This window comes from Vibrio sp. T3Y01, assembly GCF_013114525.1.
Taxonomy (GTDB): domain Bacteria; phylum Pseudomonadota; class Gammaproteobacteria; order Enterobacterales; family Vibrionaceae; genus Vibrio; species Vibrio chagasii_B.
This window is the reverse complement of sequence record NZ_VTXJ01000001.1, coordinates 430945-446661: the sequence shown is the minus strand read 5'-3', so window position 1 is coordinate 446661 and position 15717 is coordinate 430945. Positions and strand designations below refer to the sequence as shown.

Annotated in this window: 13 protein-coding genes and 1 pseudogene; 12 read left to right on the top strand and 2 right to left on the bottom strand. The window is 43.8% G+C overall.

Features of this window, described 5'->3' with window-relative positions:
* Window positions 1–25: 25 nt before the first annotated feature.
* From F0232_RS01905 to F0232_RS01885, 5 genes are all read left to right on the top strand, one after another.
* Window positions 26–1117 (top strand): PQQ-dependent sugar dehydrogenase, encoded by a 1092-nt coding sequence (locus F0232_RS01905; protein WP_105058318.1) that lies wholly within the window; start codon window positions 26–28, stop codon window positions 1115–1117.
* A gap of 445 nt (window positions 1118–1562) precedes the next feature.
* Window positions 1563–1772, top strand: a complete 210-nt coding sequence (locus F0232_RS01900) for a cold-shock protein (protein ID WP_004737278.1) — start codon at window positions 1563–1565, stop codon at window positions 1770–1772.
* A gap of 556 nt (window positions 1773–2328) precedes the next feature.
* Complete coding sequence (locus F0232_RS01895; protein WP_061032380.1) at window positions 2329–2877, top strand: hypothetical protein; 549 nt, start codon at window positions 2329–2331, stop codon at window positions 2875–2877.
* Window positions 2878–3225: 348 nt separating this feature from the next.
* Window positions 3226–3765: a YaeQ family protein gene (locus tag F0232_RS01890; protein WP_061032379.1), complete on the top strand. Its 540-nt coding sequence runs from the start codon at window positions 3226–3228 to the stop codon at window positions 3763–3765.
* Complete coding sequence (locus F0232_RS01885; RefSeq protein WP_061032378.1) at window positions 3758–4357, top strand: hypothetical protein; 600 nt, start codon at window positions 3758–3760, stop codon at window positions 4355–4357. The genes F0232_RS01890 and F0232_RS01885 overlap by 8 nt, the downstream gene beginning before the upstream one ends.
* 757 nt (window positions 4358–5114) lie before the next feature.
* Here F0232_RS01885 and folE read toward each other — a convergent pair.
* Window positions 5115–5768 carry a GTP cyclohydrolase I FolE gene (gene folE, locus F0232_RS01880; RefSeq protein ID WP_004737232.1) on the bottom strand — a complete coding sequence of 218 codons (654 nt, stop codon included), beginning with the start codon at window positions 5766–5768 and terminating at the stop codon, window positions 5115–5117.
* A 216-nt stretch (window positions 5769–5984) separates the two neighbouring features.
* On the opposite strand from folE, the gene moeA reads away from it, so the two are divergent.
* The 7 genes and pseudogenes from moeA to F0232_RS01845 all read left to right on the top strand — a co-directional run bounded on the left by moeA (window position 5985) and on the right by F0232_RS01845 (window position 14994).
* The gene (gene moeA, locus F0232_RS01875; protein WP_061032377.1) at window positions 5985–7220 is read left to right on the top strand and encodes a molybdopterin molybdotransferase MoeA; all 1236 of its coding nucleotides are present in this window, start codon (window positions 5985–5987) and stop codon (window positions 7218–7220) included.
* A 12-nt stretch (window positions 7221–7232) separates the two neighbouring features.
* Complete coding sequence (gene moeB, locus F0232_RS01870) at window positions 7233–7982, top strand: molybdopterin-synthase adenylyltransferase MoeB (protein ID WP_061032376.1); 750 nt, start codon at window positions 7233–7235, stop codon at window positions 7980–7982.
* Between the two features lie 252 nt (window positions 7983–8234).
* Window positions 8235–10370, top strand: a pseudogene (locus tag F0232_RS01865) (LruC domain-containing protein).
* Between the two features lie 11 nt (window positions 10371–10381).
* Complete coding sequence (locus F0232_RS01860; protein ID WP_105058320.1) at window positions 10382–10990, top strand: hypothetical protein; 609 nt, start codon at window positions 10382–10384, stop codon at window positions 10988–10990.
* 161 nt (window positions 10991–11151) lie between these two features.
* On the top strand, window positions 11152–11466 hold the full coding sequence (locus F0232_RS01855) for a hypothetical protein (RefSeq protein WP_105058321.1): 315 nt from the start codon (window positions 11152–11154) through the stop codon (window positions 11464–11466).
* Window positions 11467–11516: 50 nt separating this feature from the next.
* Complete coding sequence (locus tag F0232_RS01850; protein WP_105058322.1) at window positions 11517–12365, top strand: sulfurtransferase; 849 nt, start codon at window positions 11517–11519, stop codon at window positions 12363–12365.
* Between the two features lie 328 nt (window positions 12366–12693).
* The gene (locus tag F0232_RS01845; protein WP_105058323.1) at window positions 12694–14994 is read left to right on the top strand and encodes a bifunctional diguanylate cyclase/phosphodiesterase; all 2301 of its coding nucleotides are present in this window, start codon (window positions 12694–12696) and stop codon (window positions 14992–14994) included.
* Between the two features lie 155 nt (window positions 14995–15149).
* Here the strand turns inward: F0232_RS01845 and F0232_RS01840 are convergent, their stop codons facing one another.
* Window positions 15150–15716 (bottom strand): OmpA family protein, encoded by a 567-nt coding sequence (locus F0232_RS01840; RefSeq protein ID WP_061032348.1) that lies wholly within the window; start codon window positions 15714–15716, stop codon window positions 15150–15152.
* Window position 15717 lies beyond the last annotated feature (1 nt).

Here is a 15717-nt window from a genome sequence, read left to right as displayed (position 1 = left end):
AGATCGTAATAATGAAGGGGCTTCAATGAACACTTATCACCGCATTCTCTCCTCTGCTTTGGCACTTATTGTGTCTGGTCCCCTTGCCTCAACAACCGCTTTTGCTTGGCAAGCTGAGAAGATCACCGACGGTCTCGTAATCCCATGGGGCCTAGCTTATGTCAATGACGACTCTATGCTTCTCACAGAGAAAGCAGGCGTTATTAAACACGTTAATTTAAAAACGGGTGACCAGAGCACGCTGTTCAGGCTCCCTAATATATGGGCAAAAGGACAAGGTGGTCTGTTGGATATCACGCTATCACCTTTCGAAGAAGATAAGTTCTATGTTACCTACAGTAAAGACATCGATGGCGAAGGCGTAACCACACTCGCTTCTGCTACATACAAAGGCAATGAAGTGTCCAATTGGCAAGATGTGTTTGTTTCCAAGTCGAGAACCGACACAGGTCGTCACTTTGGAAGCCGCATTACCTTCGATGATAACCACATCTACTTTTCCATTGGCGACCGTGGTGACCGAGACAACGGTCAAAACACCCTAACTCATGCTGGTTCGATATTGCGCCTGAATGCTGACGGGAGCACACCAAGCGATAACCCATTTGTAAATAACGACAAGGTTCTCGACGAGATTTGGAGTTTCGGTCACCGCAACCCACAAGGACTTTTCTATGATTTCCCAAGTCAAAAGCTTTGGTCTATTGAGCACGGCCCTCGTGGCGGTGATGAAATTAACCTAATAAAAGCAGGAGCCAACTACGGGTGGCCTGTCACATCACATGGTAAAGAGTATTGGGGCCCTATCAGCGTTGGTGATTCGGAAACCAAAGAAGGCATCGAAGCGCCTAAAAAGGTCTACATCCCCTCAATTGCACCTGGCAGCTTAGTGGTTTATCAAGGGAATAAGTTTCCTGAACTCAAAGGGAAACTGTTAGCGGGGGCACTTAAGCTTACTCATATCAATGTGGTGACGGTCAATGAACAAGGTGAGGCAATAAAAGAAGAGCGCCTACTAGAAGAGTTAGGTGAACGAATAAGAGACATAGAAACTTCACCAAACGGGGACATTTATTTTAGCACTGACAACGGCAACCTTTATCGACTGAAAAAGTAAGAATAGCTCCTATACGAGAAGACAATATTCGACAATGATTTTATAAATGAAGCCGTTAAATACTGGGGTTCAAAGCAGTTTAACGGCTTTCTTGTCTCAAAGCAGAACGTACCAAAACCGTGCAACGACTCTAATTTTGTCATCAAACATACCTATGTTTTTCACAAAAACGACAAGAAATCACCATACAACTGTAACTACATGATATTTAAGGAATGCAAAGTTTGACTACCTCCAAGTTTCTGCAACCTTTCCCTATGTATTCGATTGACTATCCCCTGATTTGATTTAGACTCGATTCCGGCTAGAAAGAAAGTTCTTTGTATATAAACATTTCGTTGGATTACTAGTAACCCCGTTGTGTTGTACGCAATAGCAATAAACTTTTCCACGCTATCAGTGCCACAATTGGCTCACTATAAAAATTAATTTTAGGGATAACATCATGTCTAACACAGTTACTGGTACAGTAAAATGGTTCAACGAAACTAAAGGCTTCGGTTTCATTCAACAAGAAAACGGTCCAGACGTATTCGCACACTTCTCTGCAATCACTGGCGAAGGTTTCAAAACTCTTGCTGAAGGCCAAAAAGTTGAGTTCGTAGTATCTCAAGGTCAAAAAGGCCCACAAGCTGACAGCATCAAAGTACTTTAATTTAGTATTTTAAAGCTTTCTAAAAATAGCCAGCCTCTGCTGGCTATTTTTTTACCCGGCCAATCGTTTGAGTGACAATTAAGACAAGGCATTATGCGCTGAGACCAAACCATAGCCCGGAGAACAAAAAACCAAACGAAAACCTCTGGTCAAAGCCGCTACTAAGTCAAAGCTCCTTTATCTAACATCTAAAGTTCACCTCAATATTCATCACTTAACCACCACGTAAAACTAAGCCTAGTTCATTACATTTGGTCGCCAGCACAGTAAAAATATTCGACCACCCTCACAACTCACTCAAAGGTAGGAAATCAGCATATGGGCGGCTGTTTGTTTGTACTTGCGCTCACTTTAATCCCTGCCTGTTATTCCTAGAAAACCTAGAAAATTGTACTGAGGATACGAATATACAACGAACGTTATACATGTATGTTAAAAATTAAGCATTAAGCATTAAGCATTCATTTTATAAATTCACCTTCAATCAACATATTAATCTTGATATGCTACCAGGTGAATAACTGAATAAAAACATCAATAAAATGAGTGCATTAGTATGAAAAAAACAATATTTACCCTTTCTATTACCGCTTTATTTTCAGTCGCCGCTGTTGCTGCAGACTCTATGTTAGGTGAACCTAGAGAACTTTTGCCAAATGAAGATATCAAGAGTTTTTCAATGGTAGATCTTAACGGTGACAACATTGAGGAGCTGGTTTTCGTTACTGAAAGTGGTCAACTAAAATATTCGCCGCTGACTGGCCTTGGACAGGGTTTGGTTGATTCTAGTGCTTATCAGCGCTTTAGAGACCGCCGTGGGTCGTATACCATGAATATCTCGCTGAAAGGAGGTAGAAGCTCAAATCCGAAACTCGGCGTATTAAGAAATAGTATACTTGGTATATCTTTCAATTCAGGCTACATGTGCGAGGCTAGAATGTCTTTAAAAAATAATAAAATCGTCGCTAAAGACAGTTCATTCTATGATGCAGCCTATGAAATAACATATATTTCTGATGATTACATAGCAGGAAAAGTGAGATGCTCAGGTCCCAGTGGTTTAGAGCAAAATGAATTCGTGCCATTTACAGCGACACGTAATTAATATTAGTTAAGAATAACCTAGACTTACCAAGAAGTGTCAATACCTTCAATGTTGACACTTCGTGTTTACTTATACTTCTGCAATTCTTTTGTATGACTCGGGGGCGATCACTTCTCAGTCACATAATCGTTAAACGCTCACGTCATAACCACCTAAGTTGACCCCGTGTTCTTCATTGTTAGTTCACCACAAGTGCTTAAAATAATTATGGTGTAACGAAAGCCTCATCTTGCTAGCCAACTGCTCTACTTCGTTTATACTAGGCGCAACTTACCTATAGGCTGTGATTTCAAAAAACGCATTGGTACAGCTATAGTACACCTAATCCGATTGGAACCCTTACATCATATGGCCCTCAAACCGACAATCTACAAGTTTCGTATCTCTTTAACTGATATGAACCGCGACTATTACGACTCTTTTAATCTAACGATTGCACAGCATCCTTCTGAAACAGAACAGCGTATGATGGCTCGCATCATGGCTTTTTGTATCAATGCTTCACCGGAGCTTCAATTTACTAAAGGGTTGTCGACTATCGAAGAACCTGATTTGTGGCAAAAGTCTTTAGATGACCAGATCCTAGAATGGATCGATGTGGGCGAACCTGACGCTGAACGTGTTAAGAAAGCCACTCGCCTATCAAAGTCTGTTCGTGTGTTCAGCTTCAATACTAAATCAAACGTTTGGTGGGAGCAGAACAAAGGTAAATTCGGTTACCTTAAAGCCCAAATTGTTCGTCTAGACAATGATGGTATTGAGCAATTAGCTGCAATGACAGAGCGCACCATGGACCTTTCAGTTATGCTGACGGGCAACTCTGCATTCGTGAATAGCGACACGCAATCAGCTGAAGTTACGTGGGAAGAGCTACAGAGTAATGACTGAGCTTCCAACCAGTAATCAGCAAAAGCTTGAAGAAAACCAACAAGCTAGAACCAAACTTCACGTTTGCTTGAAGGAGTCTGGCTTAGATTCGGTAACGGCGATTGCAACGGGTTTCGAGAAAGAGCTCTCGTCTTTTATCGACGAAAACCACGCTCTGTTTAAACATGCTTGTGAGAATAAGCCTGATAATTCAGCACGTCAGACACTGCTTGGCCTACTGACAAAAGAACATATCGATGCCAGCTATCGTTTTGAGAGCAATAAAGACGCTAGCGAAGCGATGCAAAATGTCTTCGACAATACGGTAGGCAGTGAGCATAGCGACAAGTTTCAAAACTCTAGCTCTCTGCAGTTAAAGTTAGTGACACATTTATGGTTGTTCATTCAAGGTCGACTAGGCATGGATTACAGCCTAGCCAATGATCACGCAGCAGCGACTGCCAAACTGCTGTCTCGCTTATCAAGAAGCACAGATGATGAAATCCGTGTTGACTTCATGGCAAGTTTTTACGATGGCTTGAACACCTACCAAGCAGAGAATAAGCCGTCCGGTTTCATTCATAGCTTAAAGCGTTTGTTTAACCTGTCATAAGCACCCCACCAGCTAAAATCAAATTTGCGCTTTGCACTGTGTAGAGCGCATCTCTTTCCAACCATTTTTCCCACTATGACCTCTGAGCATGAGATTCCCTATTACACTCGTCCCTCGCTATAGGGAATGACGGGGTTATGTGCTCAAAACTTCTTGAGTGCGTTTCACGCAGACACTTTCGCCAGTATTCTAAAGATTCACCTGAATTAACTCGTCGAAATTCTCCGTCACCCTCAACATACTCTTGAGTCAAATCCCCCAATATTCTCCGCCATCCCCGAGAAGTAGGAACGACTGAGTCGGGGATCTCATACCGAACCATAGATACAAAAATAGATTCCCTACTACGCTCGTTCCTCGCTATAGGGAATGACGGGGTTATGTGCTCAAACGTATTGAGTGCGTTTCACAAAGGCACTTTCACCACTGTTCTCAAGATTTATCTGGATAAACTCGTCGAAATTCTCCGTCACCCTCAACATACACTTGAGTCAAATCCCTTAATATCCTCCGTCATCCCCGAGAAGGAGGAACGACTGAATCGGGGATCTCATACAAAGTCAGAAAACTGCGCAGACAAGCAGGTCCCCTACTCGTTCATTCTTCATTCTTCATTCTTCATTCTCGGTAATGACAACATTCGTAGTCATTGCAATTAACTTTTCTACAAGCACAAAAAAGCCCCGCTGAGAGCGAGGCTTAGAATCTTGTTTGCCGATTTACTGAAGCTAAATCGTACTTATCATATCACTGGAGATTAACGTAGACCGTGCAAGAACTCGTGACGTGTCGCTGGGTTAGATTTGAAGATACCGCCCAGTGCTGTAGTGGTGGTTTCACTGGTTGCGTCCATTACACCGCGTGATTTCACACAGTAGTGAACCGCATCCATGGTTACAGCAACATCTTCTGTTTCAAGCAAGGTTTGCAAAGCGACAAGGATCTGCTGAGTCATACGTTCTTGAACTTGTGGACGCTGTGCAAAGAAGCGCACGATACGGTTGATCTTAGACAGACCAATGATTTTACCACGAGGGATGTAAGCGACAGCTGTCTTACCATCAATCGTCACCAAGTGGTGCTCACAAGTACTGGTCACGGTAATGTCTTTTACACGTACCATCTCACGAACGCCCATCTTGTTTTCAATTACGGTAATTTTAGGGAAATTTGCGTAATCTAAACCAGAGAAAATCTCATCCACATACATTTTAGCAATGCGGTGTGGCGTTTCTTCCAGACTATCATCCGTAAGATCAAGTTCGAGTAGAGTGAGAATCTCACGCATATGGTGCTCGATTCGTTCCTTTTTCTCTTCTCGGCTAACCTGGTTAGGACTCATTGGCGTCTCTAAACCGCGGCTTGCTAGCGCATCTTTAACCAACTTCGCTGATTCGCTAAGACCTGACATTGAACTTCCTCTTTTGTTACCCCTTCTGGATGGTAAACAAGGATACTCGGAATTTTGAATAAATACACCCATATTTTAAGGGAGGTCATTATTTACGGGGGCTAAACTGTGCTAAAGTGGCTTCAATTTCGTTGACGAAAAGCGTGTTTTAATCATTATTGAACCACCATTGCCAACCACAAAAATCAAAACAATAACGATCAAAGGATTTCAATTATGGGCTGTTGCGACGCTCCGGGCTTAATGCCAATTGAAGAAGCACTAGATAAGCTGCTGTCACCAATCAAACCTATTCAAACGACTCTAACTCTGCCATTGGCAGATGCTTTGGGCTACGTTCTTGCTGAAGACATACTCTCCCCTATTTTTGTACCTCCTTTTGATAACTCAGCAATGGATGGTTACGCACTGCGTTTAGCAGACCTAGAGAATGGTAAAGTACTGCCATTGGCGGGTAAGTCTTTTGCGGGTCAGCCGTTTGAAGGCGAATGGCCAGCAAACACCTGCGTGCGCATTATGACTGGCGCTAAAATCCCGGAAGGTTGTGATGCAGTCATCATGCAAGAAAATACTCGTGAAACCGATGCAGGTATTGAAATTCAGCAAGACGACATCAAACTGAATAATAACATTCGCCCTACGGGTGACGACATTAAGCAAGGTGACATCGTTCTTAGCCGCGGTGAACGTTTAACGCCTCGTGACATTCCAATGATCGCTTCACTTGGTGTGAGCCATGTGATTGTTGCACACAAACCGAAAGTCGCTTTCTTCTCTACTGGCGATGAGCTAAAACCGCTAGGTCAGCCTCTTGAAGATGGTCAGATCTACGACAGCAACCGCTACGGTATCAAACCACTGATTGAAGCGTTTGGTTGCGAAGCCATTGACCTAGGTATTATCCCTGATTGCCCTGCAACGCTTAAAGAAACCTTTGTAAAAGCGCAAGAATTGGCAGACGTAGTTGTCACTTCCGGTGGCGTAAGTGTCGGCGAAGCGGATTACACCAAAGACATTCTCGAAGAGCTTGGCGAAATCGGCTTTTGGAAATTAGCAATCAAACCAGGTAAACCATTCGCATTTGGTGAGCTAGACAACGCTTGGTTCTGTGGCCTACCGGGTAACCCAGTGTCTGCAATGATGACGATGTACGTGTTAGTTCAACCTATGCTGGCTAAACTTGCCGGTCATACTGCGTGGACAGCGCCAGAATCTATTCCTGCAACGACTAAGTCTGCATTCAAAAAAGGCCCTGGCCGTACTGATTACCAACGTGGTATCTACTCGATTGAAAACGGTCAATTTGTCGTAGAAACAACAGGTAACCAAAGCTCTGGCGCTTTCCGCTCAATGAGCTTAGCAAACTGCTTTGTGGTACTAGAGCGCGAACGTGGTCGTGTTGAAGTCGGTGAAACGGTTCAGATTCAACTGTTTAACTCGACGCTTTACTAACGAGGCTTGCTGATGGAAATTTTGTCTGATGCGGAAATGCTTCGCTATAACCGCCAGATCATTCTCAAGCAGTTTGATTTTGAGGGTCAAGAAGCGCTGAAACAGAGCTCGATTTTGGTGTTAGGTGCAGGTGGCTTAGGCTGCGCCTCTGCTCAATACCTTGCGACTGCAGGCATTGGTAAGCTGACATTGATCGACGATGATATTGTTGAGCTTTCAAACTTGCAACGACAAGTGCTTCACACCGATGCTGATATTGGTAAGAAGAAAGTCGTTTCAGCCGCTGAATCATTACAGGTTTTAAACCCACACCTTAGAGTTGAAACGGTCGACCACAGACTTGATGACGAGGCACTAGCAAAGCTCATTGAAGCGCATTCGTTAGTACTTGATGCCAGCGACAACGTTGAAACGCGCAATCAATTGAACCGCTTATGTTACGCATCTAAAACGCCTTTAGTTTCTGGTGCTGCAATTCGCATGGAAGGTCAGATTAGCGTATTCACTTATCAAGATGACAATGCACCTTGCTACCAGTGTTTGAGCGCTCTGTTCGGCAACGCTGCACTTAGCTGTGTGGAAGCTGGTGTAATGGCTCCTGTTGTCGGTATGGTGGGCGCAGCTCAAGCTTTGGAAGCGATCAAAGTTATCGCTAAGTTTGGACAACCAAAACAAGGCAAACTTTTGATTCTCGATGCCATGTCTCACAGCTGGCGTGAGATGAACTTAATGAAGATGCCTAACTGTTCGGTGTGTGGATAGACTAAACCATATCCCCCTATCGAGAGCCTAAGCCTTGACGATAAGTCAGGGCTTTTTTATGTCTGAAGTTTAGCTTCTACTCAAGGTTATCAAATTGAAATAGTTATTAAGAGATTAGTTTCATTTGAATTCTCATTTTGAGAAAACAACAAAAACTTGAATTATCAAAAATAAAAAGCATTAAAATCAACAACTTAAAAATGGCACATTACTTGATTAAGTATCTAGACCTTCCATCACAAGGATGTAGATATGAGAATTACAACGTTAAGTTTGCTATTGAGCGCGCCACTGGTCGCCAACGCAGCGCCATTCGATACTTGCCCGAGTAAGGCATACCTCTTTCAATCCACCCCCGTTGAAGTTTGGGGCGTTAACCTAGTGACTGGTTCAACGACCCTTCTCGAAGACGACACGGGGATGAACGCTAACATTAACGGTGTCGGTTTTGATTTCGAAGATAGATACATATACGGTTATGACACCACCAACAAACGTTTGGTGCGCCTAGGCAAGGATTTCCAAGCAGAAGTCATCAACACCAGTGGACTGCCAACAGACCATACCTTCTATGTGGGTGACGTTTACGATCATGTTTACTACCTGTACCGCACTGGTAAAGGGCTGTTCACGGTTGATCTATCGCCTTTAGATACCGATCCAAATGCGACAGTTACCGTTAACAAAATTGTAGGCAGCCCAGCAACTGTCAAATTAACTGATTTCGCTTTCCACCCAAGCGATGGCTCTCTATATGGTATCGATAATAACTCTGGTGGCTTATACAGCTTCAACCCTACAACTGGTGCCGAAACCTACATCGGCGACACCGGCGAGTTAGGTACGTTCGGTGCTGGCTATTTTGATGTCAATGGCTACTATTACGTATCTCGAAATCAAGACGGTAAAATTTACCGAATCAACCTATCTCCCGACAACGCTGCCAATATCGCAGCAGGTATTGTTCCAGCCGATGAATTTGTACCGAATGGCCCAATTTCTGGTCAAAACGATGGTGCTCGTTGTGCTAATGCACCTGTTGTTGATGAAGACTCAAACATCGACTTCGGTGACGCGCCAGACAGCTACCTAACTCTTCTCGCTAGCAACGGTCCTCGACATGAGCTTGATGGCATCACATAGTTAGGTACAACGCCTCCAGATGCGGATTTGGATGGTTATGTCACACCTCAATCAGATGAAACCGTTGGAGTGGATGATGAGTGGGCGAACGGTGGTATCGGTTTTGTAACCGCACTTGAAGCTGGCCTCGATTCGAAGGTAATTATTGAAGCTTCAACAACGGGCTATCTTTCAGCTTGGATAGATTGGAACCAAGACGGTAGTTTCGACGGCGCCAACGAACAAGTCTTTACCGACTACTTATTGGCGGCCGGTGAGAACGACTTATTCTTAAATGTCGATATTAATGCCTTAACAGGTACCACTTGGGCTCGATTCAGATTCAGCCAACAAACTAACCTGAGCTACTTTGGCGGTTCTACCTCTGGTGAGGTGGTCGATATTCAAGTCGATGTTCTTAATGATGGTGCAACGGCTCGTTACTTCCCAAGTGCTTCTGGCTACGCCACCCTAGCATATGAAGACAATTGGCCTTATAAAGCCGACTATGACATGAATGATGCCGTTATCATGTATCGCATCACTGAGATCTTAAAAGACGGTAAGGTTGTTAAGTCTACCATCGATGGTCGCCTAGCGGCTGTAGGGGCAACCTACAAAAATGGCTTTGCGATTCGCCTACCAAACCTTGCACCAAGCTCGGTAGATACCGTTAACTCATACATGAAACACAATGGCGTATTCACCGATTTAGGTATGGAAGACGGTCGTAGTGAAGCTATCTTTATCGCCGCTGAAGATTTGTCTGAAAAAGCGAATACTTCATGCGCCTTCTACCGTACAAGCAACGCTTGTAAAGAAGATGAACAGTTCGCATTCCAAATCGGTATCAACTTATCAGGCGACGGTGTGAGTACTGCGTCGTGGACAGACATGCCTTACGACCCCTTCATTTTTGCAACACCGGGCTACTATCACGGCGACAACCTACCGATGCACCCAGGACGTAGTTGGGAAGTTCACTTGCCAGACCAAGCACCAACCGAGGCCTTTGACACAGTGAACCTATTTGATTCTGGAATCGGTGTTGACGATAGCGACCCAGCAACAGGTAAATATTTCAAAACAGCAGAAAACCACCCTTGGGCACTGATTATCACGTCAACAGAAGAGTGGGAATGGCCACAAGAATACGTGGATATCGTAACTGCTTACCCAGAGTTTAAGCAGTGGGCAGAGTCAGGTGGTGACAATAACCAAACTTGGTACACATCACCAGCAGACAACCAATGTTACGAGCCATAAGGAGAGACGTCATGAGTATCAAAGATAAACATAATCGCGAACATCATAACGTTGAGTTGAGAAGCAACCTCTCTAAGGAAAATAATATGTCTGCACAAAGCTCTTGGAACATGAAGAAAACAATGACCGTAGTTTTAGCTACAGCCCCACTCCTACTTGCAGGTTGTGGTGGGGGCGGAGGTGGCGGTGGTGGCAGCACGGCTTCTCCTTCACCATCATCACCGGCGACACCTGCAACGCCAGTAACTGCAACGCCATCACCGTCTCCAGTAGCCAGTGCAGCAGCGGAACCAACTTACACTATGAGTGATTTAGTGGTACCCGATGGTTTTGATTACAGCTCTGTCGAGCAGTTCGATATCGACATCGACATCAGTAGTATTTCAACAGACCGTTCATTTGTTACCGTGTATAGCCGTTTTAGTGCTCGTGACGACTCGACATTGAAACCAGACTACTCAAGCAAAGTGATTGCAGGATCATTAAACAATGGTGTGTTCGCCTCTAACTTCGCGAGCCCAGTCAACCACGATTCACTTCTCGTTGAGATTTGGTTTTACGATGGGCAGCCACCTCTACAAAAAGTAGTATCGAGCAGCAACTCTCAGATCGTGTGGTAATGAAAGTTTAGTTTCGAATATCAGCAACTAAAAGTGAGCAGCAATGCTCACTTTTTTGATCGTTTCAAACCAATAACACTGAAAATTATCTGATAGGCGTTCATTCACTTTATTTCGAATCTAACTTATATTTTCAAGATAACCTTCAAAGACTTACTCTCATGAAACAGTTAAAAATAGGTCTACTTATTTTAATGTGTGGTGTCGGCGTATTAATTGCCCTTACCCATTTCCCGTTAACGTCAAAGACGGGGCAACGTATTGAAGCCAAAGTGATTTCGAATACACTCACTCAGTCATTAGATGGCCACAGGCGCTATCTTACGGTTCAAACTCGAGACAACAGTGTATTTCGCGTATCCATTGCACCGACCACAGACTGCCCTATTGATTCTGTAGTCTCACTTGATACATTAAGTAACCAAATCACCGGACAAAGCAGCTATCAGTTCATCCACTGTAGAGCTGCACCTTAGCCGTCGATATAACAACAGCTATAACTACAACAAGAATGGATACAATAAGAATGAATCAGCCACTCATTTCACCAGAACAACTTCAACAACGTTTGTTAGAGCAAGACAACATCATCCTCCTAGACGCCAGTATCGAATTTCAAATTCCAAGTGAGTCTGAAAAGATCAAAGGGCAAATGATTCCCGGAGCAATTCGTTTCGACTACGACAAAGACTTCAGCAACAAACACACCCTACTTCCTCACATGTTCCCTTCCGAAAAACACTTCAACACTCGTGCACGTGAAATTGGTATCAACCAAGACAGCACCATTGTGGTTTACGATAACTCGGGTACTTTCGCTTCGCCTCGCGCTTGGTGGATGTTTATGGCAATGGGACATCAGGATGTTTACATCTTAGATGGTGGCTTACCTGCATGGATTGAAGCGGGTTACGCAACAGACACATCGTACAGAGCAGAAGTCACGCCAGGTAATTTCGAAGGCAACATTCAAGACAACTACTTCGTGGATGCAAAGCAAGTCCTAAGCTATTCAGAGGAGAAAAGTGCCAATATTCTAGATGCGCGGTCTCAAGCTCGTTTCGATTCAGAAGTGCCTGAGCCAAGAGCAGGATTACGCAGTGGACATATTCCAAACTCAGTTTGTCTACCATTCGCACAAGTGCTGAATAACGGTAAGTTGAAACCTCAGAGCGAGCTTGTGGAGGTCTTTTCTACGTTGGACTTAACACCAACTCAACCGATGTTCTTTAGCTGTGGTTCAGGTGTGACTGCCTGCATCATTTTGTTAGCCGCTAAATTGGCGGGATACTCGGGCGAAATGGGAGTTTACGATGGCTCATGGACAGAATGGGGCGCTAACGAAAACCTGCCTATCGCCGTAACTAACCAGTAATTCAACTTCGCTTACTGCCACTATTAGAATATACTTCGCATGCATAATGAGCTTACTCCAAACATGGGTAAGCTCTTTGTTATTATATCGTAACGGCTCTCGGCTAAACTCCCAGTAATGCACCAACAATAAACTTCGATTAATCAAACACTAACCATTATTGTTGATATGAATGTTAATTTTTTACTCAAGAATCCCGATATCTAGTCGTTACACTATTTAATCATTAGTCATTATCGATGTGTCTTACAAACTTAATACATCATATTGGCGCCCAATAGTTTGTCTCGTGCACTCTGTTCAAAGTCGTAACCAAAAAAGGCATTCCATGGCTCTATTTAAGAAAAATATCTGGTCGCTGTACGCTCTAGTCGTACTGCTCACCTTGATACTTTTCACTGTGCTAGGTGTAACAAAGTGGCAAGCCAATAGAGAAGACTTCATTGAGCAGCAGCATATCCAAGTAGAGCTGTTTTCTAGCTCTGTCAGTTCACTGCTCACAAGCCAAGAGGCACTCCTAGAAGTCGTTGGACACCAATTGGCCCAACAGTCTGACTTCACTCGTACCGCCGCTATTCAGATTCGTCCAATATTGGATAAGTTGCTTGAGACTCATCCAGCGATTGCTGCATTTGGCCTACTTAACACACAGGGCGATTACTTATCTGTTAGCTCAAACCTCAAACTGGCAGACCAAGACAACTTACTTGAGCTTCCACAAACTCGAGACTCCTTTCTAGAAGCGCTTTCAAGTGACAGGATGGTTTTAGGGCGAACCTATTTTCAAAAGTCCCTAGATAGCCTAGTGATTCCGTTAAGAAAATCGATTTCAGTGGATGGTAATAGCATTGATGCCGTGATGACCGCGGGATTACGTTTAGATAGCACCATAGTATTTGAAAACAACGCGCATGCTGGCAGTTACAACACACTGACCTTGTTACGACAAGATAAGTACCGTCAGTTCTTTTCTAGTGACATCGAGTCTCTTGATGCTTACCTAAAACCAGTAGACAGCGACCTGCTTCAGCGCGTGAGCGTTAACTTTTCAGAGCAAGTCAGCGCTACTGTACAAGAAGCGAAAACGGGAAAAGAGACCTACTCATTTGTTGTTAGTGATAATAAATTCCACTCTCTACTGAGCGCTAAGTACCTGCCGGATTATAAGCTTTGGGTCGTTGGTCGCACCGACCTCGCACACGTCGATACCGTCTTTATCGAAGAATTTGGCATTCTTTTCATTATTTTTATTTTGATCCAGTGTGGTTTCTACATTTTGGTTAAGTCTATTGCGAAGAATGAGCAGCGCACTCGCAGCCAACTTATCTACCAAGCGAACCACGACCCTCTCACTACGCTGCCAAACCGTTTATACATGCGTAAGAACATCGATAAATGGGTGGCAAGTGAGTCAGAGCAATTCTCACTGCTGTTCATCGATATCGATAACTTTAAATGCGTAAACGATACGCACGGGCATGATTTTGGTGACAAGGTTCTTAAACAAATAGCGTTACGTTTAATGCGATTCCGCTCTCGATTGAGCCTATTGGTACGTGAATCGAGCGACGAGTTTCTGTTTTTAACTCCAATAACCAGCGAGTCTGAAATTAAACGACTCGCAGAGCGTATCATCGAGGTACTTTCTCAACCCTATGAAGTGCAAAACTCTCAATTCCTATTGGGCTGTAGCATCGGAATTGCACGTTTCCCTGAGCATGGTAAAGATCTCGATAGTCTGCTTCGCTCTGCCGACATCTCAATGTACAAAGCCAAACAGCAGCAAAACTCATACAGCATTTTCACTACAGCAATGCAAGATGCCCACCTCTACAAGATGAAAGTTGAACAAAGGCTGCGTATTGCTATCGAGAAACAGACACTGTTTATGGCTTTCCAACCTTTAGTACGAACAGATGAGAGTATTGATGGTGTGGAAGCTCTTGTGCGCTGGGTTGATGACGAGTTAGGTTTTGTTCCACCCGATGTGTTTATCCCCGTCGCAGAGAGCACTGGCTTAATGCATAAACTCGGCACGTTTATAATCGAGTCAAGTATTATGCAAATCGCTCATTTGCATAGAACGACCGATCAAGAGATCGGGTTATCGATCAACATCTCGGTTAGGCAGTTCTCGCATAAATCGTTCTCTGAACACCTGTTATCCACGCTTGAGAAATACCAGTTCTCACCAAGCTGTTTAACGCTAGAAATCACAGAGAGCTTGTTCATCGAAGATGTTAATTTGGTTAAACCAATTTTCGAAGGCCTCAAAAAGAACCACATTAAGATCTCTCTGGATGATTTTGGTACCGGTTATTCATCATTGAGTATGTTGAAAGCACTGCCTATCGACGAGCTTAAAATCGATAAAAGCTTCATAGAGAATATTGCGATAGACCAGCAATCATTGACTATGGTGCAGAACATTATTGCTATCGGTAAGAACTTCGGAATGGTGGTGTTAGCAGAAGGTGTGGAATCGAGCGAACACTTCGCGATCCTTAAAGACTGCGGTTGTGATTTGATGCAAGGCTACTACTTCTCACGCCCTATCCCATACGAAGAGCTGTGCCAATATCTTGCGCCCTCAGAGTCAATTCAAGAGCAAGCAGAGCCTATGGCTTAGTAGCTTAGTAGCTTAGCGGTGTAGTAATTCACAGATATAATAAGACTAAAAAGGGAGCCTATATTTGCCCCCTTTTGGTAGATTCGAGTATCGTTATACACCACTCAAGGCCGCAGCCCAGAGAATAAAAACACAGACAATGAAAACAAAACCCATTATGACTTAACGGTGATGACAACTCGTCGATTGCAACCTGTTGCCTTGTTGTCCGCAACCTTACATATCGGCGCACTTTCTCCGTAAGCATATTCGACGATGCGAGTTCCTTGGCGAAGATCTTCCTTTAAGTAGCTAGCGACCTGCCCCGCACGACGTGACGAAAGGGCTTTGTTGTAGCTTTCACTACCAAGACTGTCAGCGTGCCCTTCAATAAAAATCTTTGACTTATCGCCGACTAAACTTAGGTATTGTTCTAGTACTTGTTTATGACTTTCATCCAACTGATACACGTTGATTGGATAATTAAGTACTAGAGATTGTGTCGCTTTATCATAGAAACACACATCGTCTTGAGCCGCGACTTGGATCACCTCGCTCTCTTTATTGAGCAGCTCATTCTTCGGTCTTTCATCACGCTCTAACAATTTACCCGTTACTTGAGTTGTCACAACATGAGAAGAGACTAACGTGGTCGATGTTATGTACTCATCGACATTGCCCAAGCAATTCGCATAGCCCATTGGAGAGAGCAACATCATAGAAATCATCACTAGGTATCTCATG